The organism is Paenibacillus sp. P22, assembly GCF_000469945.2.
Taxonomy (GTDB): Bacteria; Bacillota; Bacilli; order Paenibacillales; family Paenibacillaceae; genus Paenibacillus_O; species Paenibacillus_O humicus.
Window position 1 is genome coordinate 1 of sequence record NZ_CBRA020000206.1, and the last position, 23,994, is coordinate 23,994.

The 23,994-nt window shown below is 59.0% G+C and carries 24 protein-coding genes, 2 pseudogenes and 1 other annotated feature; of the genes and pseudogenes, 18 read left to right on the top strand and 8 right to left on the bottom strand.

What is annotated here, in order from left to right; genetic code table 11:
* Nucleotides 1–191: 191 nt before the first annotated feature.
* From BN871_RS22765 to BN871_RS22780, 4 genes are all read left to right on the top strand, one after another.
* A complete protein-coding gene (locus tag BN871_RS22765; protein ID WP_048749083.1) occupies nucleotides 192–464 on the top strand; it encodes a hypothetical protein in 273 nt (90 codons plus the stop codon).
* Between the two features lie 11 nt (nucleotides 465–475).
* Nucleotides 476–1,645: an S-layer homology domain-containing protein gene (locus tag BN871_RS22770; protein ID WP_269745452.1), complete on the top strand. Its 1,170-nt coding sequence runs from the start codon at nucleotides 476–478 to the stop codon at nucleotides 1,643–1,645.
* A 46-nt stretch (nucleotides 1,646–1,691) separates the two neighbouring features.
* The gene (locus BN871_RS22775) at nucleotides 1,692–2,375 is read left to right on the top strand and encodes a S1C family serine protease (RefSeq protein ID WP_021879237.1); all 684 of its coding nucleotides are present in this window, start codon (nucleotides 1,692–1,694) and stop codon (nucleotides 2,373–2,375) included.
* A gap of 299 nt (nucleotides 2,376–2,674) precedes the next feature.
* The gene (locus BN871_RS22780; protein WP_048749087.1) at nucleotides 2,675–3,238 is read left to right on the top strand and encodes a hypothetical protein; all 564 of its coding nucleotides are present in this window, start codon (nucleotides 2,675–2,677) and stop codon (nucleotides 3,236–3,238) included.
* An 84-nt stretch (nucleotides 3,239–3,322) separates the two neighbouring features.
* Here the strand turns inward: BN871_RS22780 and BN871_RS22785 are convergent, their stop codons facing one another.
* Nucleotides 3,323–4,219, bottom strand: a complete 897-nt coding sequence (locus BN871_RS22785) for a LysR family transcriptional regulator (protein WP_048749110.1) — start codon at nucleotides 4,217–4,219, stop codon at nucleotides 3,323–3,325.
* A gap of 152 nt (nucleotides 4,220–4,371) precedes the next feature.
* Here BN871_RS22785 and BN871_RS22790 point away from each other — a divergent pair.
* From BN871_RS22790 to BN871_RS22815, 6 genes and pseudogenes are all read left to right on the top strand, one after another.
* Nucleotides 4,372–4,914: pseudogene (locus BN871_RS22790) on the top strand (acyl-CoA thioesterase); the annotation flags it as partial.
* A 380-nt stretch (nucleotides 4,915–5,294) separates the two neighbouring features.
* Complete coding sequence (locus BN871_RS22795) at nucleotides 5,295–5,666, top strand: VOC family protein (protein ID WP_048749089.1); 372 nt, start codon at nucleotides 5,295–5,297, stop codon at nucleotides 5,664–5,666.
* A gap of 250 nt (nucleotides 5,667–5,916) precedes the next feature.
* Nucleotides 5,917–6,237: a hypothetical protein gene (locus BN871_RS27970; RefSeq protein WP_157054006.1), complete on the top strand. Its 321-nt coding sequence runs from the start codon at nucleotides 5,917–5,919 to the stop codon at nucleotides 6,235–6,237.
* Between the two features lie 124 nt (nucleotides 6,238–6,361).
* Nucleotides 6,362–6,639: a binding site (T-box leader), on the top strand.
* 159 nt (nucleotides 6,640–6,798) lie between these two features.
* Nucleotides 6,799–7,887: an aspartate-semialdehyde dehydrogenase gene (gene asd, locus BN871_RS22805; RefSeq protein ID WP_083436603.1), complete on the top strand. Its 1,089-nt coding sequence runs from the start codon at nucleotides 6,799–6,801 to the stop codon at nucleotides 7,885–7,887.
* Nucleotides 7,888–8,087: 200 nt separating this feature from the next.
* The gene (locus tag BN871_RS22810) at nucleotides 8,088–9,263 is read left to right on the top strand and encodes an acyl-CoA dehydrogenase family protein (protein ID WP_048749115.1); all 1,176 of its coding nucleotides are present in this window, start codon (nucleotides 8,088–8,090) and stop codon (nucleotides 9,261–9,263) included.
* A gap of 67 nt (nucleotides 9,264–9,330) precedes the next feature.
* Nucleotides 9,331–10,035: a copper homeostasis protein CutC gene (locus BN871_RS22815; RefSeq protein WP_021879245.1), complete on the top strand. Its 705-nt coding sequence runs from the start codon at nucleotides 9,331–9,333 to the stop codon at nucleotides 10,033–10,035.
* Nucleotides 10,036–10,157: 122 nt separating this feature from the next.
* On the opposite strand, the gene BN871_RS22820 is transcribed toward BN871_RS22815, so the two are convergent.
* The 4 genes and pseudogenes from BN871_RS22820 to BN871_RS22835 form a co-directional block, all read right to left on the bottom strand.
* Nucleotides 10,158–10,934 (bottom strand): GNAT family N-acetyltransferase, encoded by a 777-nt coding sequence (locus tag BN871_RS22820; protein ID WP_021879246.1) that lies wholly within the window; start codon nucleotides 10,932–10,934, stop codon nucleotides 10,158–10,160.
* 367 nt (nucleotides 10,935–11,301) lie between these two features.
* Nucleotides 11,302–11,804: pseudogene (locus BN871_RS22825) on the bottom strand (SRPBCC domain-containing protein).
* A 102-nt stretch (nucleotides 11,805–11,906) separates the two neighbouring features.
* Nucleotides 11,907–12,260, bottom strand: coding sequence for a helix-turn-helix transcriptional regulator (locus BN871_RS22830; RefSeq protein WP_048749092.1), 354 nt, complete (start codon nucleotides 12,258–12,260; stop codon nucleotides 11,907–11,909).
* Between the two features lie 388 nt (nucleotides 12,261–12,648).
* Nucleotides 12,649–13,323 carry a lysoplasmalogenase gene (locus tag BN871_RS22835; RefSeq protein WP_048749117.1) on the bottom strand — a complete coding sequence of 225 codons (675 nt, stop codon included), beginning with the start codon at nucleotides 13,321–13,323 and terminating at the stop codon, nucleotides 12,649–12,651.
* Nucleotides 13,324–13,553: 230 nt separating this feature from the next.
* On the opposite strand from BN871_RS22835, the gene BN871_RS22840 reads away from it, so the two are divergent.
* Complete coding sequence (locus BN871_RS22840; RefSeq protein ID WP_048749094.1) at nucleotides 13,554–14,486, top strand: DMT family transporter; 933 nt, start codon at nucleotides 13,554–13,556, stop codon at nucleotides 14,484–14,486.
* A gap of 166 nt (nucleotides 14,487–14,652) precedes the next feature.
* Here BN871_RS22840 and BN871_RS22845 read toward each other — a convergent pair whose 3' ends face one another.
* Both BN871_RS22845 and BN871_RS22850 read right to left on the bottom strand, forming a co-directional pair.
* On the bottom strand, nucleotides 14,653–16,146 hold the full coding sequence (locus BN871_RS22845; RefSeq protein WP_048749096.1) for a long-chain-fatty-acid--CoA ligase: 1,494 nt from the start codon (nucleotides 16,144–16,146) through the stop codon (nucleotides 14,653–14,655).
* Nucleotides 16,147–16,837: 691 nt separating this feature from the next.
* Complete coding sequence (locus tag BN871_RS22850; RefSeq protein WP_048749098.1) at nucleotides 16,838–17,785, bottom strand: SDR family NAD(P)-dependent oxidoreductase; 948 nt, start codon at nucleotides 17,783–17,785, stop codon at nucleotides 16,838–16,840.
* Between the two features lie 170 nt (nucleotides 17,786–17,955).
* Here BN871_RS22850 and BN871_RS22855 point away from each other — a divergent pair, with 170 nt between their 5' ends.
* Entirely contained in the window at nucleotides 17,956–18,636 is a 681-nt protein-coding gene (locus BN871_RS22855) for a TetR/AcrR family transcriptional regulator (protein WP_053087032.1), read from the top strand.
* A gap of 200 nt (nucleotides 18,637–18,836) precedes the next feature.
* Here BN871_RS22855 and BN871_RS27975 read toward each other — a convergent pair whose 3' ends face one another.
* A complete protein-coding gene (locus BN871_RS27975; protein ID WP_157060368.1) occupies nucleotides 18,837–19,373 on the bottom strand; it encodes a hypothetical protein in 537 nt (178 codons plus the stop codon).
* A 146-nt stretch (nucleotides 19,374–19,519) separates the two neighbouring features.
* On the opposite strand from BN871_RS27975, the gene BN871_RS22860 reads away from it, so the two are divergent.
* From BN871_RS22860 to BN871_RS22885, 6 genes are all read left to right on the top strand, one after another.
* Nucleotides 19,520–20,035: an acyl-CoA thioesterase gene (locus tag BN871_RS22860; protein ID WP_048749099.1), complete on the top strand. Its 516-nt coding sequence runs from the start codon at nucleotides 19,520–19,522 to the stop codon at nucleotides 20,033–20,035.
* A 250-nt stretch (nucleotides 20,036–20,285) separates the two neighbouring features.
* Nucleotides 20,286–20,924, top strand: a complete 639-nt coding sequence (locus tag BN871_RS22865) for an ABC transporter permease (RefSeq protein WP_048749101.1) — start codon at nucleotides 20,286–20,288, stop codon at nucleotides 20,922–20,924.
* Nucleotides 20,925–20,938: 14 nt separating this feature from the next.
* On the top strand, nucleotides 20,939–21,862 hold the full coding sequence (locus BN871_RS22870; RefSeq protein ID WP_232313276.1) for a glycine betaine ABC transporter substrate-binding protein: 924 nt from the start codon (nucleotides 20,939–20,941) through the stop codon (nucleotides 21,860–21,862).
* 19 nt (nucleotides 21,863–21,881) lie between these two features.
* A complete protein-coding gene (locus tag BN871_RS22875; RefSeq protein ID WP_048749104.1) occupies nucleotides 21,882–22,880 on the top strand; it encodes an ABC transporter ATP-binding protein in 999 nt (332 codons plus the stop codon).
* A complete protein-coding gene (locus tag BN871_RS22880; protein WP_048749106.1) occupies nucleotides 22,852–23,484 on the top strand; it encodes an ABC transporter permease in 633 nt (210 codons plus the stop codon). The genes BN871_RS22875 and BN871_RS22880 overlap by 29 nt, the downstream gene beginning before the upstream one ends.
* A gap of 129 nt (nucleotides 23,485–23,613) precedes the next feature.
* A partial coding sequence (locus BN871_RS22885) for an FAD-dependent oxidoreductase (protein WP_048749108.1) occupies nucleotides 23,614–23,994 on the top strand: 381 nt, incomplete at its 3' end.

Genomic DNA, 23,994 nt, shown 5'->3' on the forward strand with positions numbered 1-23,994 from the left:
CAGCAGCGGCGGATAGGGAGAAGAACGCGGCCGTCATTCATTTGAGCCGGGGCATCCAGCGCGGGCTTGCTCTGTGGAGGAGCCCGTATGGACCGATATTTTATAAGTATCTAAAACCCGAGCTTCGCCGATCCGGATTTTCTGATGGGCTGAGGCGGTCCGATATCGTCGGCTGAAGAGAGSCGGCCGGATTGTCCGGCAGCGTCTGGAGAGCGGCGGCCGGATTCTATCCGGCTCCGGCAGAAGGAACTCTGGCGCGCCTCGCCGCCGCGGCTGCCGTTCCGGCAGCAGGCGATACGGTGAACCGCCTGACGTCCAGCTTCGGCCTCAGCCAGGCCGAAGGTCTTCGCTGGAGCGCGGACGCTTCGCTCGCGCAGCTGCAAGCCGGTTCCGGCAAGCTGCCGGCCGGCGGCGCCGCCGTGCTGAAGGCCGAGCTTGGAGCTTCTCCCGCTCCATCGTCCTGAACTCGCCGGAGCTGCGCTGGCCGCAGGCCGCAGACGCTCCGCACGTCGTCTCGGGCGCCAAGGAATTCAAGGAAAAAGTAGAGATCACGCTCGCGGCCGAGCCGGGAGCCGTCATCTACTACACGCTGGACGGCAGCATGCCGAGCGAGATGTCCGCCGTCTACGCTTCGCCGATCACGCTCAAGGAGACGACGATGCTGACGGCGATCGCCGTCGCGGCGGGCAAGGAATACAGCCCGGCGCTGAGCGGGGAGTGGAAGCTGAAGCAGGAGGGAGGCTTCGTGTTCTTCCCTGGCCCGATGCCGTCTCCGACTCCAACGCCGGAGCCGAAGCCCGCTCTGGAATCCAACATCGGCAAGCCGGCCATAGGCGAGGAAAAGCCGGAGTCCGTGCGGGTGCCGCGCGGCAGCATCCTGCGCCTGACGGCGCCGGAGGGCAAGTGGATCCGCTATACGACCGACGGCAGCGATCCGACGGAGAACAGCAAGCGCTACGTAGGCGAGCTGGTGCTGACCCGCTCTATGACAGTCAAGGCCAGAATTGAGGGAGACAAGCTCATCCTGACGTACGTCTTCGAGGTCGGCAATGCCGGCTATGACCTCCGCAAGGATGCGTCCACGATCCGGTACGCCGCCGGTTATGCCGACGGCACCTTCAAGCCGAACGCGGCGATGAGCCGCTACGAGCTGATCGAATTCCTGGCGCCGCTGCTCGACCGCGAGCCCGGAGAGCTGTTCAATGCCTTCCCGGACAAATCGGAACGCAGCGGGCAGCTCGTGGCCTTCTTCGCTTCCGCCGGCATCGTCGGCGGTTATCCGGACGGCACCTTCGGCGGCGACCGCAGCCTTACGCGGGCGGAATTCGCCGTCATCGCCTCCAGGGTGCTGAAGCTCGATGTCAATCAGGCGGCCGCGCCGAAGCAGAAGGACGCCCTCAAGCACTGGGCTGCGCCTTACATCGGCGCGTTGACCGAAGCAGGGCTGATCCAGGGCTTCCCGGACGGCAGCTTCCGTCCGAACAGTCCGCTGACGCGCGCCCAGGCCGTCGTGCTCATCAATCGGATGGCCGGCACCGTCAAGCGTACGGATGCCCAACCGCGCTTCGCCGACCTGACGTCCGCCCACTGGGCGTACAAGGACATCATGTCGGCCGTGGACCCGAAGGCGCCGGCAGGCCGCTGAGCCTGTCCGCGCACAGCCCAACGCTCAAGGAAAGGAAGGCCAAGCCATGAAAAAAAGATGGATCGCCGCGCTGGCGCTGGGCGCCATGCTGGCGGCAGGACCCTATGCGGCAAGCAGCATCCAGGCGGAGCAGCAGGCTCCGCTGGCCGCCGACGAAAGCTACAGGCTCGCTTCGGACGCCGTCTTTTATTTACGGGCGTTGAGCGCCGACGGCACGGTGTCCGCGACCGGGACGGGCGTCCTGCTCTCCTCCGGCGGAGCTGCCGCCACGGCGTATCATGTCGTAAAGGGCGCGGCCCGGCTGGAGGCCGTGCTGGCGGACGGCACCGTCGCCTCTGTCAAGGTCGGGCGGTATGACGAGCGTACCGATGCGGCCATGCTGGAGCTCTCGGCTCGGAAGGGGGGCGGCAAGTATCCGTACGTCACCTTGCGATCGGCCAAGCTGGAGCATGGAGACGCCGTCTATGCGATCGGTTTCCCGCTCAAAAATACGCCGATCGTGACGCAAGGCATCGTCAGCAGCCCGGACGCGGTCGTCAACGGCCGCAGCCGAGTGCTGATCGACGCGGCCATCGCCAGCGGCATGTCGGGCGGTCCGCTGATTGACGAGCAGGGCCGTCTGACGGGCATCATCTCCGGCTCGCTGCGCACGATGGAAGGCATCCATCTGGCGGTCGGCATGGCCGACCTGACGGCGCTGCTGCCGGACGGCTTCCGGCAGGCAGACTGAATCCGCAGCCTGCGGGTGCTGCGGGAGGCGGACAGGACGGACCTTGGCACTGTCTTTCCCTCGCCAAGGCGCATACTCAGCATCGATAAGTCGAGCTCTGCAAGAGCGGGACGGATGCAAACAGGAACGAACGATAGACCTCCAGCTACAAGCAAAAGCGACTGCCAGGCCTTGCCGGCAGCCGCTTTTTTTTTGCATGCCCATGAAAAATGCGGCCCCCGGGCTGCCAGACAATCGCTGCAACCTTATCGGCCCTTGAGCACGTTCCTAATTTTAGGAAAGGGAAGGAGGAAACATCGATGAAAAAGCCGCTTCTGCTTCTCGCCGGAATGCTGTTCGTTCTGCTGCCGCTGCAGCCCTCCCAAGTCCAGGCCTTGTCCTGCGCGGAGCCTAGGTCGATGGAAGAGGCCTATATCTATTACGATGCAATCCTAGAGGGACATCTGGATAAATCGGTCTCCCATTTTAACCGGAATGAACTCCGAATTACGGTGAAAACGAGCTACAAAGGAGTCGGGGAGGAACGAATCATCGCCGATGAAGACAAGTTCTGGGGAGTTGTGAATGGACCGAGCGCAAGCGGAGAGGACTATTTGTTCTTCTTGAAAATAAAAGGAGACCATTGGGAAAACCCGCTCTGCGCTCCCTCCAGGCCGGTCGCCGAATCGGCGGCGGCGCTCGCCTACCTGAAGGGAAAGGAAATTCCGCTGCAACGCGCAGCGGAGCCTGCGGCGCAAGACACAGCCTGGAAAAACCTGATCCAAGCGCAAGGAAGCTTGACGGCGGCGGGGCTGATCTTGGCTGCGGCCGCCCTTGGAGCTCTCGGCCTTGCCGCTGTCTTGCGCAGAAGACGCCGCCGATAATAGAAGCGGGGATGAGTCACGCCCCTCGGAGACCCGAATCTGCCAGGACGAATCGGAGAGCCTGGACCACGGCTCCGTCGAGGTTTACCCGCTGCCCCCATCCAGGCTCTTTTGCATGAAGGCCGTCCATTCCCTCGCTGCAAACGACTGATAGCGGTCCTTCTTCCAGATCATATAGAGGCGCCACATGACGGCCGGCTGTACGAGCGGAATGACGCGGAAGCGGGCCGGGTCCAGAGCTCCTGCCACGCCGCTCGGCAGCAGGGTGATGCCGAACCGGGCCGCGACCAGCTCCGCCATGAAATCCCATTGGGTGCTTTCGAAGGCAATATGCGGCTCGAAACCGGCCTGGCGGCATGTGTCCAGGATGAGATCATGCAGCGTGAATTCGTCCCGAAACAGGATAAAGGCTTCGTCACGCAGCTCCCGCAAGCCGATGCTGGGGCGCGCAGCCGCCCAATGCTCCGGGTAGACGACGAGATGAAGCTCCTCTTCGATGCATGGAAGCAGGTGGAACTTCTCTTCGTTGCCGATCGGCAAAATGACAAGACCGGCATCCAGCTCGCCGCTGTCGACCCCGGCCTCGATCAGCTTGCCGCCGCGCTCCGCCAGCTGCAGGCGGATCTGAGGATATTTGCTGTGGAAGCCTTCCAGAATGGACGGAAAAAGGCGTCCGCCGATCATCGGCGGGATGCCCAGACGCAGCGTTCCCCGCTTGGCCTGGACGACATCGTCCAGCTCCGCGGTCATATGGTCGAGCGATTCCATGACCTGCTGCGAGGAGCGCAGAATGCTCTCTCCCGCATCGGTCAGCACGATTTTCTTGGAGGACCGGTCGAACAAGGCGACGCCGAGCTCCTCCTCCAGCAGACGGACCATCTTGGACAGGGAGGGCTGGGTAATATGAAGCTGCTGAGCCGCTTTCGTGAAGCTTCCTTGCTTCGCGACTTCCATGAAATACGTTAATTGACGGATATCCACGGCTCCGGGCACCAGCCTTTCTTGAAGTTGACCTATAGAGAAAACGAATGAAAACAATTCGATATATGTATTTTACCTATACTTCTATCGCGTGTACACTTTAGGTCTAGCCCGGATACAAGGGTTATATCGAGAAAGAAGGTACATGCATAATGGCAAAAAATGAAACCTTGCCTGCGAAGCCGGCAAGCCTCTCCTATACGATCAAAGCCTCCATCGTTTTGCCGCCCGACACGAATCATCACGGGACGATCTTCGGCGGCAAGCTGATGGCCTACATCGACGACGTGGCGACGATCGCCGCTACCCGCCATGCCCGCCGTCCCGTCGTGACGGCTTCCACCGACTCCGTCGACTTCCTGCACCCGGTCAAAAAAGGCGATGCCGTCTGCTTGTCCGCCTTCGTAACATGGGCCCATAAGACGTCGATGGAAATCTTCGTCCGGGTCGTGACCGAGGATCTGCTCACCGGAGAAAGAAAAGTATGCGCGACCTCTTTCCTGACCTTCGTGGCGCTGGGCGACGACGGCAGGCCGACCGAGGTGGCGGCTGTCATTCCGGAAACCGTGGAAGAGCAGCGGCTGCATGAAACGGCCTGGGAACGAAAAGAAGCGCGCAAGATCAGAAGGCAGGAAAGCAAGCTCTTCGCCGACGTCCTTGGTCCGGAATTCAGCTTGAGAAAAACGAAGGAAAAGCTGGATGAGAACCGCAGCCGGCCAAAGCTTGCGGCGGAGAACACAAAAGCCGCTCCGGCGGAAACCCGCCGGTTCGCACACGAGCTCGAAGCCGAGGCGATGACCGGCGTCAGGGAAACCGCCCCGCGGATGATGGAAGCCTACGCGAATGCCTGGGGCAGCGAGTGGTAGGCGGCAAGCTCAGAAGGATTTTTGAACCATGCCGTACAAAGGAATAAGGTGCCCAAAAGACAGCCCGATAGCGGCTGTCTTTTATTCTTTTTTATGAAGAAGCAGGAAAGCGCCGGATTGGATGTGGAATTGAGGACGTTGAAGCCGGGGATCTTAAGCCCATCGGCAAACGGCTGCGGAAGCCAATATGATACGGGAGCGTGCAAACGATGATCAGCAAGATCGGTCAGGTGATGCTGTATGTCCAAAACCAGGATCAGGCCAAGGAGTTCTGGACGGAGAAGCTCGGTTTTGCGGTCGTAGCCGAGGAAAATGGAGAAGGCATGAGATGGTTCGAGGTCGCTCCGAAGGAAGGCGGGACGAGCCTCGTTCTGCACAGCAAGGAAGCTGTCGCCAAGATGTCGCCGGAAATCAACCTCGGCACGCCTTCGCTGATGTTCTACTCCGAGGATCTGGAGGGACTGTACCGGAACCTGGCCGACAAGAAGGTGACGCTCGGAGAGCTCGTGACGCTGCCGTTCGGAAAGGTGTTCAATTTCGCCGACTCCGAAGGCAACTATTTTGCGGTCATGGAAAAATAGGCAGCCCTCCTCCCTGCGTGAGCGATCGGCTTCCTTGCCGTCCCTCTTCAGGACGAATTGGCGCAACCTGTTAGAGCTGCGGGAATTTTCCCGCGGTTCTTTTTTTCATGGGGTCAAATAAAGACATTTGTTCATCATAAATAAAAGCGGAATAGGAAATAAATAAATATCATTTCGATTAATAAGGAAAGGTATTTAAGCCATCATTTTGTGTATAATTAAACGAATAAACAAAAATGAGGTGACTGGTTTGGCTAAACTGTACTCGTCCGATTCTGTAGACAGCTTGATTCATCGTCTGGAAACTCTTAAAAACCATGAATCCAAAAGCCTTGAGTTCGAAAAGCAGCTTTCTGTCGAAGGAAACAGCTCCACGATTGTACGTGAAGTTAATATTCACGCTTATGAAAGCATTATCGAGATGATTAAAGAGCATTTTGAAAAGGCTGACACGGTCAAGCAGACTCGATCTCCCCGGAATCCGTCTCTTCCTCGCAGCACGAGCGGGCGCAAGCCTGGAAGACCTCGCAAGAATGAAAATGCCGAGGTAGCGGCTGCGAACGAACAGTAATCGGTTTAGGAGGCACGCTGCCCTGGCGGCGTGCTTTTTTCTTTGCCGTATGACCCCACGCAAAAGGGATTTAAATTTTTATTTACCTTGGCATGGATAATTTGTTACTATAGGTGCAACAATTCAAAATGCGATGAAGAGAGAAGTAGATAAAGCGATTCTTTCCCAGAGAGCTCCGTCCGCTGAAAAGGAGCAAAGAAGCCTTTATTGAAAAAAGACTCCGAGCAGCGCGCAGGAACCGGCTTGAGCGGGGATGGCGCGACGGGAGCTCCTGTTACAGAGCTAGAGTATACGCATCTTGCCTCATGCATGGCTTGGCGCTGCCGTACTCGAAGAGGCCGATTGGGCGACCAAGCCGGCGAACCTGGGTGGTACCACGAGGAATCCAATCTCGTCCCTGAGACTGAAGCGCAGTCTTGGGGGTGGGATTTTTTTGTTGTCTATCGGACGACCGAAAGTTCAGCCTATAAGGGCAGCAGGCGGTACATCGAGCCGGCGGCCTGAATAGGTAGTAGCAGGAGCGGCATTTCTTCATCATACGCAGAGGGGAATGGAATTCGAATGGCAGAGAGAAAACTGAAAGCCGGCATCGTCGGCGGAACGGGCATGGTCGGGCAGCGCTTCGTGCAGCTGCTGGATGGGCATCCTTGGTTTGAGGTGACGGCAATCGCGGCAAGCGCAGGGTCGGCGGGCAAGACGTACGAGCAGTCCGTGCAGGGCCGCTGGAAGCTGGAGACTCCGATTCCGGAAGCGGTGAAAGGGATCGTCGTGCAGGACGCGTCCAAGGTGGAGGAGGTCGCCTCCGGGGTGGACTTCATCTTCTGCGCCGTGGATATGAAGAAAAACGAAATCCAGGCGCTGGAGGAAGCCTACGCCAAGGCGGGCGTGCCGGTCATCTCCAACAACTCGGCGCATCGCTGGACGCCGGACATTCCGATGGTCATCCCGGAAATCAATCCGGAGCACATTGAAGTCATCGCGGCCCAGCGCAAGCGTCTCGGCACGGAGACCGGCTTCATCGCGGTCAAGCCGAACTGCTCCATCCAGAGCTATGTGCCGGCTCTTCATGCGCTGCGCGAGTTCAAGCCGACGACGGTCGTCGCCTCGACGTACCAAGCCATTTCCGGAGCAGGCAAAAACTTCACGGATTGGCCGGAAATGCTCGACAACGTGATTCCATACATCGGCGGCGAGGAAGAGAAGAGCGAGCAGGAGCCGCTCCGCATCTGGGGCCGCATCGAGAACGACGAGATCGTCAAGGCCAGCTCGCCGCTGATTACTACGCAGTGCATTCGCGTGCCTGTAGCCGACGGGCATATGGCGACGGTGTTCGCTTCCTTCGAGAAGAAGCCTTCCAAGGAAGAGATTCTCGAGCTGTGGAAAACCTACAAGGGACGTCCGCAGGAGCTCGGCCTCCCGAGCGCGCCGAAGCAGTTCATCACGTACTTCGAGGAAGAGAACCGTCCGCAGACGAAGCTGGACCGCGACATCGAGGGCGGCATGGGCGTCTCGGCGGGACGTCTGCGCGAGGATTCCGTCTACGACTACAAGTTCGTGGGCCTCTCGCATAACACGCTGCGCGGCGCGGCAGGCGGAGCGGTGCTGATCGCCGAGCTGCTGAAGGCGGAAGGTTATATTCAAGCGAGATAACATCGCGACAACCGACAAGGAACACGGCAGCGGCATGAAGAACTTATTTCCTCGGAGATAAGTTCTTTTTTTTGAACAGAGGTCAGGGTATAAGCCTGGTTCCCTATCGGGCAACTATGTTAGGATGTGAATAATTCATGCCCTATACCGTGACGGGGCATCTTATCCTTCATGAGTTCGCAGGAAAGGCGGCTGAGAATATGACACCATCGATGGATCCCTATATCCGCAATGAACGCGAGGCGGCGATCGCGGAGAGGGCGGACCGGCTTGCCGCCCGGTTCGCTCCCAGAGCGGCGGAGCATGACCGGGAAGGCTCGTTTCCTTTTGAAAACTTCGAGGATTTGAAGCAATCCGGCTACTTGAAGCTGACCGTGCCGGAGGCGTACGGAGGCGAGGAGGCATCGGCCTACGAGCTCGTGCTGTCGCAGGAGCGGCTGGCCCGCGGCGACGGCTCGACGGCGCTGGCCGTCGGCTGGCATGTCCATACGCTGATGAAGCTGAGGCTGTCCCGCTCCTGGCCGGAGCCGTTGTTCGTCCGGCTCTGTCAGGATATCGTCCGGGACGGCATCGTCATCAATGAGCTCGCCAGCGAGCCGGCGACGGGCAGCCCCACCCGGGGAGGCCGGCCGGAGACGACCGCGAGACGGACCGACGGGGGCTGGCTCCTCACGGGTCGCAAAACGTTCAGCACGCTGAGCCCGATTCTGGAGCGGTTCACCGTGACGGCCGGCTTCGAGGGCAGCGGCAAGGTCGGCTCGTTTCTCGTGCACAGAGGCCCAGGCGTGCAGGTCGAGGAAACCTGGAATACGCTCGGGATGAGGTCGACGGGAAGCCATGACGTCGTGCTGAGCGATGTGTTCGTTCCCGACGAGGAGACGATCGTCGGCCTGGATTCGGCGTCCCCGGCCGCACCGTTCGCGCCGACGGAGGCGTCGATGCTCCATATTCCGGCCTGTTATATCGGCATCGCCTGGGCGGCGCGCGACTTCGCGCTGGAATTCGCCCGCAGCCACAAGCCGAATTCGCTGACCGTGCCGATCGCCGAGCTCCCCAACATCAAGCGCCAGCTCGGACTCATCGAAGCCGACTGGCTCGCCGCCCGCTCGTACCTGTACGGGATTGCGGACCGCTGGGACCGCGATGAGCAAGGCCGCGCAGAGCTGAAGACGGAGCTGGGGCTTGCCAAATACATCGCCACCAACGCCGCGATCTCCATCGTGGATCAGGCGATGCGGATCGTCGGCGGCTTGAGCCTTTCCCGCAGCTACCCGCTGGAGCGCATGTACCGGGATGTCCGTGCGGGCCTGCACAACCCGCCCATGGACGATGTCGTGCTGACCAATCTGGCGAACCGCGCCCTGGCGGAGTCGTGACGGCCGTTAGATGAATAGGCGCGGCAAGGGCAGGCGGGACCGATAGACAGAGGAGGGGGCGGCGGGGATGAAGCTGGAAATCATCGCGACCCGCGTATCGGACGCGGTGCTGGCGGAACGAGGAGGAGCGGATCGGATCGAGCTCGTCACCGGGATGCTGGAGGGCGGCTTGACGCCGGGACCGGGTCTTATCGAAGAGACCGTCAAGGCGGTGTCGATTCCGGTCAACGTCATGGTGCGGCCGCACAGCTTGTCGTTCGTGTACGACAAGCTCGACCTACAGGCGATGCGGGCGGACATCCGGATGATCCGCAGGTCGGGAGCGGCGGGAGTCGTCCTTGGCCCGTTGACTCCGGAGGGAACGGTCGACGAGGAAGCGCTGAAGCTTCTGCTGGGCGAAGCCGAAGGTCTGGATGTCACCTTCCACCGGGCATTCGATGCCGTCCGCGATCAGCTTGCGGCGTTGGAGATTTTGACCAGGCACCCTGCCGTCAACCGCATTCTCACTTCCGGCGGGCAGCCGAGCGCGCTTCAGGGAATGGCCCGGCTGAGGCAGCTCGTTCAAGCGTCGGCAGGAAGCGGAACGACGATTTTGGCGGGCAGCGGCTTGACCTTGGACGCGCTGGAAAGCTTCCTGAAGGAAACGGGCGTTGGCGAAGTGCATTTCGGCTCCGCCGTCAGAGAAGGCGGACATTCGCTCCGCCCGCCTGTGCCGGAGCGGATTGCGGCAGTCAAGAAGGTGCTGGCGGCAGCCTCATTGTGGATTGATTAGGAAAAGAGCGTTCTTCCGGTGGGGAAGAACGCTCTTTTTCGTACTTAACTTGGCGTTGATGTCACGCCGCAGAGGCAAGAAATGCCGGCAGAGGCTGACCCGCCTGTAAGCGGAATCCATGTTCAGCAGGTCAGGAAGTGCTCCAGATGGACCGCTCTGGACAGGCCGACCGACTCGGCGACCTTGATGGACGCCTCGTTCGTCTCCAGCACATGATAGCGGGCAATGCGCCCGTCCTTGCCGATGCTTGCCATCGCCGCGGACACGACCTGCTTCGCCAGGCCGCGGCCTTGAAACCTCTCCCGCGTGCGCAGGAAGCCGATTTCCCAGATCGGCCCGAAGTTCGGAAAAGCGGCGCATACGCTGGCCGGCTCGTCTCCTTCGTATAGCGCGAACAGCCGGGCTCCTTTATTGATATAGCCGAGCAGCTCCTCCGCTTCAGGCGGAGTCCAGAACGATGCCAGTCCGTCATCTACACCGCTTGTTTCCACGATGCGGCCGTCGAGCGGAGCCTGGAAAGCTGTGTCCCCCGCCGTATACGTATAAAAGCCTCTCGCTTTCTCCAGACGGAAACGGCTGGCCAAAATGGCCTTGAAGCGCGGGAGCTGGAGCTTGAAGACGAAGCGTTCCGATTCCGGCAGCCGGTCCAGCAGTCCAAGCAGCAGGGAGTCGCTGTTTCCGGCCAGAAATCCGGCATGGGAGGCCTCGGGATAAGTAAGCCGGTCATAGGCGTTCAGCTCGGCAGGCAGCAGCAGAAGAGCGCCCCATTGCTCTCCTTCCTCCGCCATATGGGCGGTCATCCCGCCGCCGAAGCTCTCCAGCATTTTGAGCAGGGTAATATGGAGCAGCGGATCCGACTGCAGGCGGGCGGTTATGGATGCGGAGGTTGGACGGTCCATGAACGGCTTCCTTTCTAAGGGAGATTAGTACGTCTTGGCAAAGCGGGCGACGGCCTCAAGCCGCAAATGATTGGTGACCAGGTCGTACAGGAGATACCCGGCAATCGGCTTGTTCATCGGCATTCTCCCATCTGCTGGACCGAATCCATTTTCTCTTCATTGTACGGAATCGGCAGCGTCTCGAAAAGAGGGCATGCGGCAGGATGGCGGAGGGGATTGTGCAGGACGGGACGGCAGAGGGGATTCTGCAGGAAGGAATGCAGAGGGAATTCCGCAGGACGGAATGCAGAGGGGACTCTTCAGCTTCGGATCATGAGGGGCAGCCGCTAACGAAAAAAGCTGCCGCGATTCGGCAGCTTCCCCCACTCTAGGCTTTCGCAGCCGCAGCCACATATTCCTCCAACCGATCCCAAGTTTCCGTGACGCCCTGCTCCATGCCCATATCGATCACGCTCTTGAGAGCTTCGGCGCTCGCATAGACGGAATGGTTCGTCACCTTGGTGCCTCCTTCGACATCCTCGAAGAGCAGCATGATGCGGGCGGGGGGCATGTCGCGGTTCTCGATTCCCTCGGCGTCGGAGAAGTAATCGGTGCCCGTGAATTTCTCGCCGTCGACTACTTCTTCATAGACGGTCTTGCCCCAGGATTCCATGCCGAAAAAGTCGCCCTGAGCCTGGTCCATGCACTTCATGCAGTAGTGCCAGCTTCCTCCGGGACGGAAATCCATCCGGCTTGCGGTCAGCTCCCATCCGCGGGGCCCCACCAGTGCTTGAGCATTTCGCCGTCGGTGAAGGCTTGGAAGACCAGCTTGCGCGGAGCCGGGAAAACCCGCTCCAGAATAAGGGTATTGCCTTCGGCTTTGAGGGTCATTTTGTTCACTCGTATTTCCTCCTCTTATCGATTGTCCGCCTATGCTTATGCCAGCCAGCCTTTGCCTTCGTCCGCCATGACCTTGAGCGCGAGGGCAAGGGTCTATTCCGGCTTCCGCTTTGAGTCTATATCCGAATTTTCGTCCGCTGCCTGCAGCTTGAGCAAATAATCTTCCAAGGCGTCGTACCGCTCTTCCCATATGCGCCGGTAGCGTTCCAGCCAAGCATCCATCTCCCGGAGGGGCTGCATGCGAAGGCTGTAGCTGCGCCGGTTCGCCTCCGCCGTTACGTCTACGAGGCCAGACTCAAGCAGCACCTTCAGATGCTTGGAGGCTTGAGGCTGCCGGATCTGAAGCCGTTCGGCGATCTCGCCGACCGTGTGCGGCCCCGTCGACAGCAGCTCGACGATCCGCAGCCGGCTTGGCTCGCTTAAAGCACCGAATGTCGTTATATCCATAGCTGTCTGTTGTCGCCTGGATGCAAGGAAAAGCTCCACTCCGGCACGGCTCTTGCCGATCCAATCATCCCGCTCACCTCTTTTCCTTCCTCATTGCCGTCCCATGATTGGAATATACCACAATAGGAATATTCCTGTAAAGGAATATTGTAACCGTAAATGCCGGACTTCCTTTTAGGAAGCCCGGCTGGAGCCGATGCCCGGCTCGCGCCCAACGATCAAAGCTTATAAAAGAGCAAGACAGCGAAAGAGAAGGCATGTTAGGATCATAAGCGGAAGAGGCATGGACTAGAGACAGATGGCGAAAGGCTTCCGGCGGTTCGAAGAGATGCCCATGACAGGGGCCGTCTCCTTCTTCCCTGCTTTCAAAAGCCTGCTCGACTGCCTGTCAAAGCGCTGAGTCCCTGTAAGACACGGATGGATACGAGGACTTTCCGCTGCCCGGGCGAAGGCTGCCGGCGATGAGGAACTGCGCGGCGTAATAGGTCAGCATGATCCAATAACCCGAATAAGCGACATCGGACACGAACATGTTCCAGGACAGAATCGAATCCGAGAGCATGAACAGCAGGCTGCCCGCGATGGCGAGGCGATTGCCCGACATGATGGCGGACCAGGCCATCAGGGAGATGACGGCCACATAGGCGGCTACGGGAACAATCAGCTCCGTCTTGCCGTCGGCTGCGAGGGTGGATATGAGCTTGCTGCCCATGAGAAAGGCGAAGACGGCGATCGGAACGATCGTTGCGAAGCGCAGCCGGGAGAACCGCCATCTGCCGAAGAAAGCCGACATGTAGAAGAGATGCCCGATCAGGAAGGCGGACAAGCCGACGACGAACCAGCGCAGCGTGCCGTCTCCGACAGCGCAGAACAATAAGCCCGAGAGCACGAGCGCAGGATAGCGGCGCCTTCCGCCGAAGCTGCCGAGGTAGGCATAAAGGAGGATGAGCGCCATCGGGATCAGCTTGAAGACGATTTTGACTCCTTCCGGATCGGAAGGGATGACGAAAATATAAATCAGGCCCATCATCACGATAAGGACGGGCAAAAGAGCACTGGACATGGAAAACATCACTCCGTTCGTGGAGGCTGAAGGGTCGGTATTGGCGGCTCGCTCAGGCAGCTCGCCGTTCCGGCCTTGGTTCCGTATAGAGGACAGCGCCGGGAATGACAACACAACTTTCCGAGGGAGAAAGAATAGATCCGCATCGCATTTACAAACGGACCTTCAGCCCTTTTAATAGAAGGACCGTTCTATAGCCATGCCTGAACGGCATCGCAGGGGGAGTTCATATGCCAAAATCGTTATATGCCGCACTCGTCGCTCTGAGCCTGATCTGGGGAGGCTCCTTCTATTTCATCAAGCTTCTGCTCGAAGAAACGGGACCGTGGATGATCGCTTTCCTGCGCTCCTCGTTCGGCCTCGTCGCCATTACCGCCGTCATGCTGCTGCTGCGCAAGCCGTTCGGGCTTCGCTCCGTGCCCTGGATTCCCATGGCGGTCATGGCTCTCTTCAATACCGCCGTTCCATGGGCGCTCATCGGCTTCAGCGAAACGAGGCTTTCCAGCGGAATGGCGTCGGTTCTGAACGCGACGACTCCTCTGTGGACGATCATCGTCGGCACGCTCTTTTTCCGGAATGCGGCCGGCAGGCTGCAGTGGGCGGGCATGCTGACCGCTCTCGCCGGGATGATGGTGCTGCTCGGCGTCAATCCGTCCACCATCATCTCTGTCGACGGCCTCGGCTTCGCCTGCATGCTGGCCGCGACGCTCTGTTACGGGATCGGCTCGCAGCTGTCCAGGCGCCTGAAAGGCTTGTCGATGTACCAGCTCACCTTCGGAACGCTGTTATGCTCCGCAGCCGGGAGCGGAATCGCCGCTTTTTCCACGGAGCCTTTTCCGGCTGAAGCCTTCCGCTCAGGCTCGTTCATCGGGGCGCTGGCCGGCATCGGCGTATTCGGCTCCGGCATCGCGTACATCATCTTCTACTACCTGATCCAGAAGGGAAGTCCCGAGTTCGCCACGATGGTCACCTATCTCGTGCCGGTCAGCGCCATCGTCTGGGGATACTCGCTGCTCGGCGAGCCTCTTCATTGGAATCTGCTCGCGGGGCTGGCCGTCATTCTCGGGGGCGTGTTCCTCGCTACCCGGGGCGGAAGTCATGCCGGCGGCGGGAAAGCCCCTCTGGCTCCCGCAGGGCAGAGGAATCGATCCGTTGACCGTTAACCGTGTGAATGATGCAGCTCCTGGAAGTCAACGGCATCAACGGTTGTCCCGCTTAATCGTCAGCAGCATGAATATCCGCAAAAAACGGCAAATCCCGAGGATCTGCCGTTTTTTGCTTGTTCATGAATCAAGGAAATCTCCGGAACAGCGGGCCGGGCACGAAGCGTCACTTTTCCCTCAGAGCCCGCCGGAGCGTTTTGCCGGAGCTGTTCTTCGGCAGCTCCGCCAGGAACTCGACGATCGTCGGAATCTTGTATTTGACGAGACGGGACTGGCAGAACGCCAGCAGGTCCTCCACCGACAGCGATTCGTCGCTCCGCACGACGAACGCCTTGACCCTCTCGCCGAACACCTCGTCGGGCACGCCGACGACCGCCGCCTCGAATACGGCCGGATGCTGGTAGATGACTTCCTCCACCTCGCGCGGATAAACGTTGAAGCCGCCGACGTTGATCATGTCCTTCTTGCGGTCGACGATAAAGATATAGCCTTCCTCGTCCATCCGGGCCATGTCGCCTGTGTAGAGCCAGCCGTCCCGGAGCGTCGCCGCCGTCGCTTCCGGCATGCCGAGGTAGCCCTGCATGATGTTCGGTCCTTGCGCGATCAGCTCTCCGACTTCGCCGCGAGGCACCTCGCGCCCTTCCGAATCCACGACCTTGTTGATCACGTTCGGGATGTCCACGCCGATGGAGCCCGGCTTGCGGATGCCTCCGAGAGGGTTGAAGGCGGTGACCGGGCTCGCCTCGGACAATCCATAGCCTTCATAGATGACGGTCTGGAACTTCTCCTCGAACCTGTTCAGCACTTCGAGCGGCAGCGAGGCGCCTCCGGAGGAGCAGAGCCGGATGCCCGCGAAGTCTGCGGCCGACGCTCCGGGGAATTGCAGCAGGAAGCTGTACATCGTCGGCACGCCGGAGAACATCGTCGCCCTGTCTTCGCGGATCGTGCGGATGACCTCGGCCGGCTGGAAGCGCGGCATGATGATGAGCGCTGCTCCGACTGCGAGCGGAGCGTTGACGCACACCGTCATGGAGTAGATATGGAACATCGGCAGCACGACGACGGCGCGGTCCTCATGATTGATTTTGAACATGGAATGGACCGATTCCGCGTTGGTCGCCAAGTTCCGATGGGAGAGCATCGCTCCCTTCGGCTTGCCTGTCGTACCTGAGGTGTAGAGAATGACCGCCGTATCGTCATCTTTGATGTAAGCGGATTCAATATTGCCGCCGCCAGCGTCCAGAAGCTCATCCCAAGACGTGCCGGCTTCGGTGAGGACGACAAGCTTCAGCTCCGGAAGGCGGGGGCGCAGAGCATGGAAGACCGGCTCAAGAGGAGCGGCGGCAATGACGGCGCGGGCACGGCTGTTGTCCAGCACGTAGGCGATCTCCTCCGGCGTGTAGGTCGGGTTGACCGGCACCGCGACGGCGCCGATGCGCAGGATGCCGTAATAGGCGATGACGAAATCGGGCGAATTGCCGAGGAGCAGCACGACCTTGTCTCCCTTGACGATTCCGTGCGAAGCGAGCCCCGACGCGCACCGCATCACTTGGTCCATCAGCTCGGAATAGCTTGTTTCCCGGCCGCCCCAGACGTAGGCGGGGCGCAGGGGGTGGCTTGCGGCGCTGTTCTCCAATATTTCGGCCAGACTCCAACTCATGCGCATTCATCTCCTCTTTCAATCGGCTTGGAATGAGAATCGGTGATGTAGGCAAGGATGAATTTATTCAGCATTATATTCTTGAAAGCGGTAACAAATCCCTGCCGGACGGCAAAAGTTAATTGTATCCGGATACAAATCGACCCTCAGTTGCAGATTGCGGTTGAAAGGTACAGCCGAACAAGTAGATCAAGTACGAGAGACCAAGCTATGATGCTGCCTTCAGCAGACAAGCTTAAAAAAATGATCTGCATTTTGTCATTTTCGTCGTGCAGGACTTCGACGGTTGAAGGCTGACGCCGCAGTTTACTTGCTCTGTGAACCATAGAAGAATTTCGTTTTAGGAGAGAAAGCGATTATGAATTTCTCATACAGATAAATTATGAACTAACAAAATATGTATTTAATTGAATATCCATCGATTTTCCTGGGTTTTCTACCTCAAATGGCCATATGAATTAAATGAAAGGAGTGCAAAGATTTTTGAATTAGAATTGAAGCAAGCCCTGAATTTCCTTCCTTTAAAGAATTGTTCAGCAAGCCCTATGTATAAAATCGGTCCGAAGCTGCATTGTCAAATGATGAAAATAAAGAACGGGTTACGATTTCTCTCGTAACCCGCCTCATTATTCAAACAATCATAGGTATCCTAACTTTTGGAATATACGATAAGACAAGGACGCCGGAGACACTAAGACAAGTCGACGCCGGAGACCTTGACGACGGCTTGCCACGCGGCTTCCTGGTTGGCGCGATCGTGGAGGTGGGGCTCGAGCTGCACCTCGATTGGGCCGGAGAACTTCCCTTTGGCCGAGGCGAAGAATTGCCCTGAGACGTCGGTTCCGAACTCCGACGCCTGGATGTAGCGACTGGCCGCGGTTTCCGGCGTCTGGTTCATGCCGGGAATGAGGTTCACGATGGGGATAAACACATACTTCAACAGAGGGCTAGCGCTTCGCTTCACGTTGGTGGCGGTCGCCCCACCGGGCGATACAGCGTACACAGCCATGCCGGACGGCAGCCGGCGCGCCAACGCCGCGACCCACCAAGCGATGATCAGCTTCGCGTCGGCATACGCATTGTTGGGCACGTACTTCACGTTCGGCCCGTTGCGAATCAGAGCTTCAACAGCGGCGGTTCGGTCGCCTTGATGGTATTTGGCCGCGAAGGCGGGCAGGTCGGTGTATTTGAACATGGGCACGCCCCCTCGGGCAGGCTCCGCGCCGGCGATAACAATCCGCGCGTCGGGACTCAGCAGGTTGGCATTGAGCAACCCGACAGTCAGTTCATGATGACCAATGAGCGGGGCCTGAGATGCCTCGACGCCCGCCGCGGTAATCTTGCGCTGCTTGAAGGGAACCAGCCCCGCATTGAGCAGCAAGAAATCAACCGGCCGACCTCGTTTGACCAGCTCGGCGAGGGCGGATTGAACGCTGGTCGGTGCGTCCAGATCCAGCTCCAGCGGAGTGAAAACCTGTGTCTTGGTCTCAGCCGCGAGTTGAGCGGCCGCTTCTTGAACCCGGGCCAGGCTGCGCCCGGTGACGATGACCTGGCGGTAGCCCTCGATGGCGAGCTTGCGGGCTGCCGCATAACCGAGCCCGGAGGTGGCGCCTGTGACGAGTGCAATCGAATGTTCCATGTGGATTCTCCTTCTGAGGTTAGGGTTGTTTTGCTGATTTTGAACTTTGTGTGATGAAAAATGGACTACTTAGTCCATAGTAACATTAATGGACCAAACAGTCCAGTTCATGATATAATATCGGTAAAAATCGTACTATACTTTCAGGATAGGAGATTACGGCCAAAAGAATGAGAAAGGAAGAGGGAAGAAAGCTTATGCCAAACAACGGGTCTTTAACTTCACGCGGGCAGAACAGCAGAGAGCGTATTCTGAATCAGGCAGCCCAACTTGTTTACGAAAAAGGCGTCCGGGGTACCAGTATGGACGATATGAGGGCCGCAGCTTCTGTCAGTAAAAGCCAGCTCTATCACTATTTTTCCAATAAGGAAGAGTTGATCCTGGCGGTTATTGTGCGGCAAACCGTCAATGTGCTGGGTGCGCAGCTGCCTCTCCTGGAACATCTGGACACATGGGAAAACCTGGAAAAATGGAGAACGACGATTATAGACTTGAAGGAAAGCAGCGAGAGCTTGGGAGGATGCCCGCTCGGTTCATTGGCTAGCGAACTAGCCGACCAGGACGAGACAGCCAGGGTGGCCCTGGTGCATTCTTTTGATGAATGGGAGCAGTACTTTATTGATGGATTTAGCAAGATGAAAGAGCGGGGTGATCTTCGGGCCGAGTCTGACCCGGCTGAACTAGCTTGTGCAGTTATAACCAGTCTACAGGGAGGGCAGCTCTTAACCAAGACCCGCAAATCGACCCGTCCTTTCAAAATTGCCCTTCAGACGGCCTACGCTTATGTATTTTCATTTGCGACCAACCCGCAGGACGTGGAAATGGCAAAAAAGGGACGGAGCCAAGACTAACCCATAAAAACAGTACTCACTCAAGCGAGCTGCCGAAACCCTATAGTAATCGACAAAGCTTAGTTCTGTCCCGTTGTTTTCTTTCGCCAATGGGGTTCAATATATGTTTTCCTTATAGCAATAAAATATACAAAAATGTAAATGATAATGCTCGATTTTAAATCATTAATAACTAGCAGGGGATGGACATTTGATAAAGTTCAGTTTCCTGGATGGGTCACAGAGAAAGAAGTAGTGGTCAATACGTAATACATTTCTTCAAATTTATTAAATTCAATCCATTTACAACCCATCAGTGTACCGACAGAAGCATACATGAGCAGGTTCGAAGACAAGCTCATCAAGCTGAGTGCAGTCCTTCTTCTTAGCCGCTGTAATCGTCGCCTTGTCCGGTATAACATCATGTTCACCGACAAATGCCAGGCGCAGATGGAGTTTGATGCCCGCTTTTGTCTTGCGAAACGCTGCCCTTTTGTACTTTTGTAAACAGAGAGCCACCGTTTGACGAGTCGATAATCTCTACCACGCCCCGACTCATCGTCAAACGATTTTGCAAATATCCATTTAACAAGACGCTCAAACACCTGCTGGAGTAGCTCTGGATTCACCTGTTTGTGCATACGACTGAGCTGAGCTGCCGAGATTGACGTGAGCCCCAATTCCTCTTGAAATGTCTTGCGGAGCACATCTTCAGCATTAGGTCGAAGTCCTTCTCTGCCTTGCAATTGTGCATGCAAGAACAGCTTTGGGTCGTTAACTTATTGTAAAGGATTTTTTGTGCTCGCAATCAAGCTGGAAGAGCATCAACATGAGCTTTTATCACCATAATGAAAAGGTTGATTAAGTTCCGATGAAGCAATGAGAGCATAGGAGGAAATCATCCATGCAGCCAGCCAAATTCGTCCGCCAGTCCCGCTGCTTCAAAACCGCCCGCATCTTCCCGCCGGATGTCAACAACCATCAGACGATGTTCGGCGGCAAGCTGATGGCCTATATCGACGATATCGCCTCCATCGCGGCGATGAAGCATTGCCGGATGCCGACCGTGACCGCATCGACGGATTCCGTCGACTTTCTCCACCCGATCCGCCCGACCGACAGCATTACGATGGAGGCCTATGTCGCCTGGAGCGGCCGGTCGTCGATGGAGGTGTTCGTGAAGATCGTCAAGGAGGATCTCATGACCGGGGAGCGGATGGTTGCGGCAACGGCTTTCCTGACGTTCGTGGCCATGGGGCCGGACAAGCGTCCGGCGCCGGTGCCCGATATCGTGCCGGAGACGGAGGAGGAGAAGAAGCTGTTCGAGTCCGCTCCGGCTAGAGCGGAGATCCGCCGGCGGCGGCGCCAGGAATCCAAGCGTTTTGCCGATTTTCTCGGCGTGGACCACCCTTGGGAATGACATTGATAGCAAGGACGGTGCAGCCGTTTTTTCCTTTCGTTCCGTGGGCTCAAGCCGATTCAGCGGGCACGCAGGCCTGCAAGCCGGGCCGGCGGATCCACGGCGCACTTCCTTCTGTGAACCAAAAACCAGCCTGCATTCGGCTGGCTTTTGGTTATGCCCGGAAAATGTTGTCGCGCCAGGTCTGATTGGAGGGCGGGTTGGATAGGGTATCTACTATAGATTGTCTTTTAGGGAAGGCGGGGAATTCATGGTTGCGGAAGCATATCGGTACATAACGGAAAACCGGGAGCGGTTCTGGGAAGCCGTGCAGACCCATGTAACGATCAGCCTGTACGCGCTTCTGATCGCTGCTGCCATCTGCATTCCTCTCGGAGTCCTCTGCGCCAAATACAGCCGGCTGACCGCGCCCGTCATGGGCTTGTTCAACTCGCTGCGGGTCATTCCGAGCCTGGCCGTTCTCGTCATCCTGCTCCCGATCCTGGGCACCGGCTTCACGCCTGCGCTCGCCGCGCTTACGCTGCTGGCCTGTCCGCCCATCCTCATCAACACCTACCTCGGCTTCCGCAAGGTCGAGCCCTCTGTACGGGAGGCGGCGTCCGCCATGGGCATGGGAGCGGGGCGGCTGCTGCGCCGGGTGGAGCTGCCGCTGGCGGCTCCGCTGATGATCTCCGGGCTGAAGACAGCAGCCGTGGAAGTCGTGGCGAGCGCGACGCTCGCCGCGTTCATCGGAGGCGGCGGACTCGGGACGTTCATCATCAACGGGCTGGGCTTGTACAACTTCCCGATGCTGCTGGTCGGGGCTTTGCCGGTCGCGGCGCTGGCTGTCCTCATGGAGCTGGTCCTGTCCGGGTTGGAGCGTTACGCATCGAGATTTCAACGAATATAGAAGGGGTGTCGGGAATGAATACGAACATGCAGAGGAACAGCTTGGCGAAGAGAGCTTGGCTGGGAGCGGGAATTGTTCTGATGGTCGCCATGCTGAGCGCCTGCGGCTCAAGCGGGAGCGGCAAGCCGGAGATCGCGGTCGGCTCCAAAAACTTTACGGAATCGCTCGTGCTTGGCGAGATGTACTCGCTCGCTCTGGAGCATGCGGGCTACAAGGTAGACCGCAAGCTAAATCTCGGGGGCACGCTCGTCGCGCATGAAGCCCTCAAGAAGGGCGATATCGACATGTATCCGGAGTACACGGGAACGGGGCTCATCAACGTGCTGCAGCTGCCGCCGAAGACGGATGCGCAAGCGGTGTACGACGAGGTAGCCAAAGGATACAAGGAGAAGTTCGACCTCGTCTGGCTCAAGCCGACGGAAGCCAACGACTCCCAGGGCCTGGTCACGACCAAGAAAGTCGCCGACCAGTACAACCTGCATAAGATCTCCGATCTGCCCAAGCTCGCTCCGCAGCTGCGGATGGCTGCCGTTCCCGAGTTCGAGGAGCGGGAGGACGGCTTGAAGGGTCTGAATTCCTTCTATGGCAAAATGGACTTCAAAAGCATCAAGCTGTTCGACTACGGCGTGAAGTACCGCGTCATCATGAACGGAGAAGCGGACTTGACGGTCGGCTTCACGACCGACGGAGACCTTACCAATCCCGATCTTGTGCTGCTTGAGGACGACAAGAAATTCTGGCCGCCGTACTTCGTCGCGCCGGTCGTGCGGGGCGACGTCCTGGAGAAGAACCCCGATGTGGAGAAGGTGCTGAACGACGTCTCCGCCAAGCTGGACAACAAGACGGTGCAGGCGCTGAACGCGCAGGTGGACATCGACAAGAAGGAATACGCGGACGTGGCGAAGGATTTCCTGCAGAAGCAGGGACTGCTGGACTAAGCGGAGGAGGGAATCGGCCATGAACGGACTGGCGCTACAATTCAAAGGGGTGAGCAAGCTGTACCCCGGGGCCGCCGACCCGGCGGTCCGGGACGTCTCGCTTGCCGTGGAGGAAGGCTCGTTCGTCACGCTGCTCGGCACATCCGGCTCAGGCAAGACGACGCTGCTGAAAATGGTGAACCGCATCATCGAGCCGACCTCGGGAAGCATCACGCTGTTCGGGCGGGATATCCGGGAGCGTCCGGCGACGGAGCTCAGGCGCGGCATCGGTTATGTCATCCAGCAGACCGGCCTGTTCCCGCATATGACGGTGGAGCAGAACATTTCGACCGTGCCGGACATTCTCGGCTGGGACAAATCGCGCGTCTCCGCCCGCGTATCGGAGCTCATGGAGCTCGTCCGGCTGCCGGAGGACATGCGCAAGCGGTATCCGAGGCAGCTGTCCGGAGGCCAGCAGCAGCGCGTCGGCATCGCCCGCGCGATGGCCGGCGATCCCAAGGTGCTGCTCATGGACGAGCCGTTCGGCGCGCTCGACGCCATCACGCGCAGCTCGCTGCAGGATGAGCTGCTCGCCATCCAGCGGCGGCTCGGCCGCACCGTGCTGTTCGTCACGCATGACGTCAGCGAGGCGTTCAAGCTGGGCGACCGCGTCGTCGTCATGAACGGCGGCGTGATCGAGCAGGCTGGAACGCCGCTGGAGCTTCTGACCCGCCCGGCAACCGACTTCGTGCGCCAGCTGACGGGAGGAGACGATCTGTTCCAGCTGCTGGAGCTGCTGAAGGCGGAGGACCGGATGCTTCCGCTCTCTGCGGAATCGATGCTGCCGGAGTCGGCTCCGTCCGTCCAGCGCACCGACAGCCTGAAGTCGGCGCTGGAGCAGATGCTGAGGCATGGAGCCTCCGAGGCGGCCGTGGTGAATGAGCAGGGGGAAGCTGTTGGCCGGCTGACGCTTGACCGGCTTCAGCCCCAGCCTCGGGAGGGGGGAGCCGATGTCGGAGTATTTGCTGAGACATTATGACGATCTGCTGAAAGGCCTTTGGGAGCATCTGCTCCTGTCGGCTTCGGCGCTGGCGATCGCGCTGCTGATCGCGCTGCCCGCAGGCTACTGGCTGTCCAGGCACGGCCGCATCGCCGTGCCTGTCCTGGCGGTGCTCGGAATCGTGTATGCCATTCCGAGCCTCGGCATGTTCGCCTTGCTGATTCCGCTGCTGGGGCTCGGCAAGCAGCCGGCGCTGGCCGCGCTCGTCCTGTACAGCCAGCTGGTGCTGATCCGCAACGTAATCTCGGGCTTCCGCTCCATCGAGCCCGCCGTTCGCGAGTCGGCGGCCGGCGCGGGCTTCGGCCGCTGGCGGCTGTTCACGCGGATCGAGCTGCCGCTCGCGCTGCCCGTCATTCTGGGCGGGGTGCGGATCGCCTCGCTGTCGATCATCGGCATCGCGACGATCGCCGCCTGGATCAATGCGGGCGGGCTCGGCGTCATTTTGTTCGAGGGTCTCTACCAGAACTCCGTGCCCAAAATGGTATGGGGAACCGTGCTTGTCGCGCTGCTGGCGATCGCGGTCAACCAGCTGCTGCTGGCTCTGGAGCGGCGCTCGATCCGGCGGGCGGCAGGAGAAGGCTGATTTTGGGGCGGCAGGCGGGAAGAATCGATTGCCGTGCTTGATGCCTGCACATGGGATCAGGTCAGCCGGCAAGCGTCTGGATGAAGCGGCGATCTGCAGCATGAATTCAGCATGGGAGGGGAATCAGGCATGAGCGTGCATGAATACGATCTCGTTGTCGTCGGAAGCGGGACGGCGGGAGCTTCGGCGGCCCATCGCTGCCGGAAGGCGGGGTGGAAGGTCGCCCTCGTCGAGAACCGCCCTCTGGGAGGCACCTGCGCCCTGCGCGGCTGCGATCCCAAGAAGGTGCTGGCCGGCGCGGCGGAGCTGGTGGATTGGAACCGCCGAATGAAGGGCAAGGGCGTAACGGGCGATGCGTCCATCTCCTGGCCGGAGCTGATGGCTTTCAAAAACGGCTTTATCGAAGGCGTGCCGGAATCCAGGGAGAAGGAATTCCGGGAGGCGTCCCTCATGATGGAGGCGATCGGCCTCGCCGGAATGACCGAGCAGCCGCTCGTCATCGTCGATACG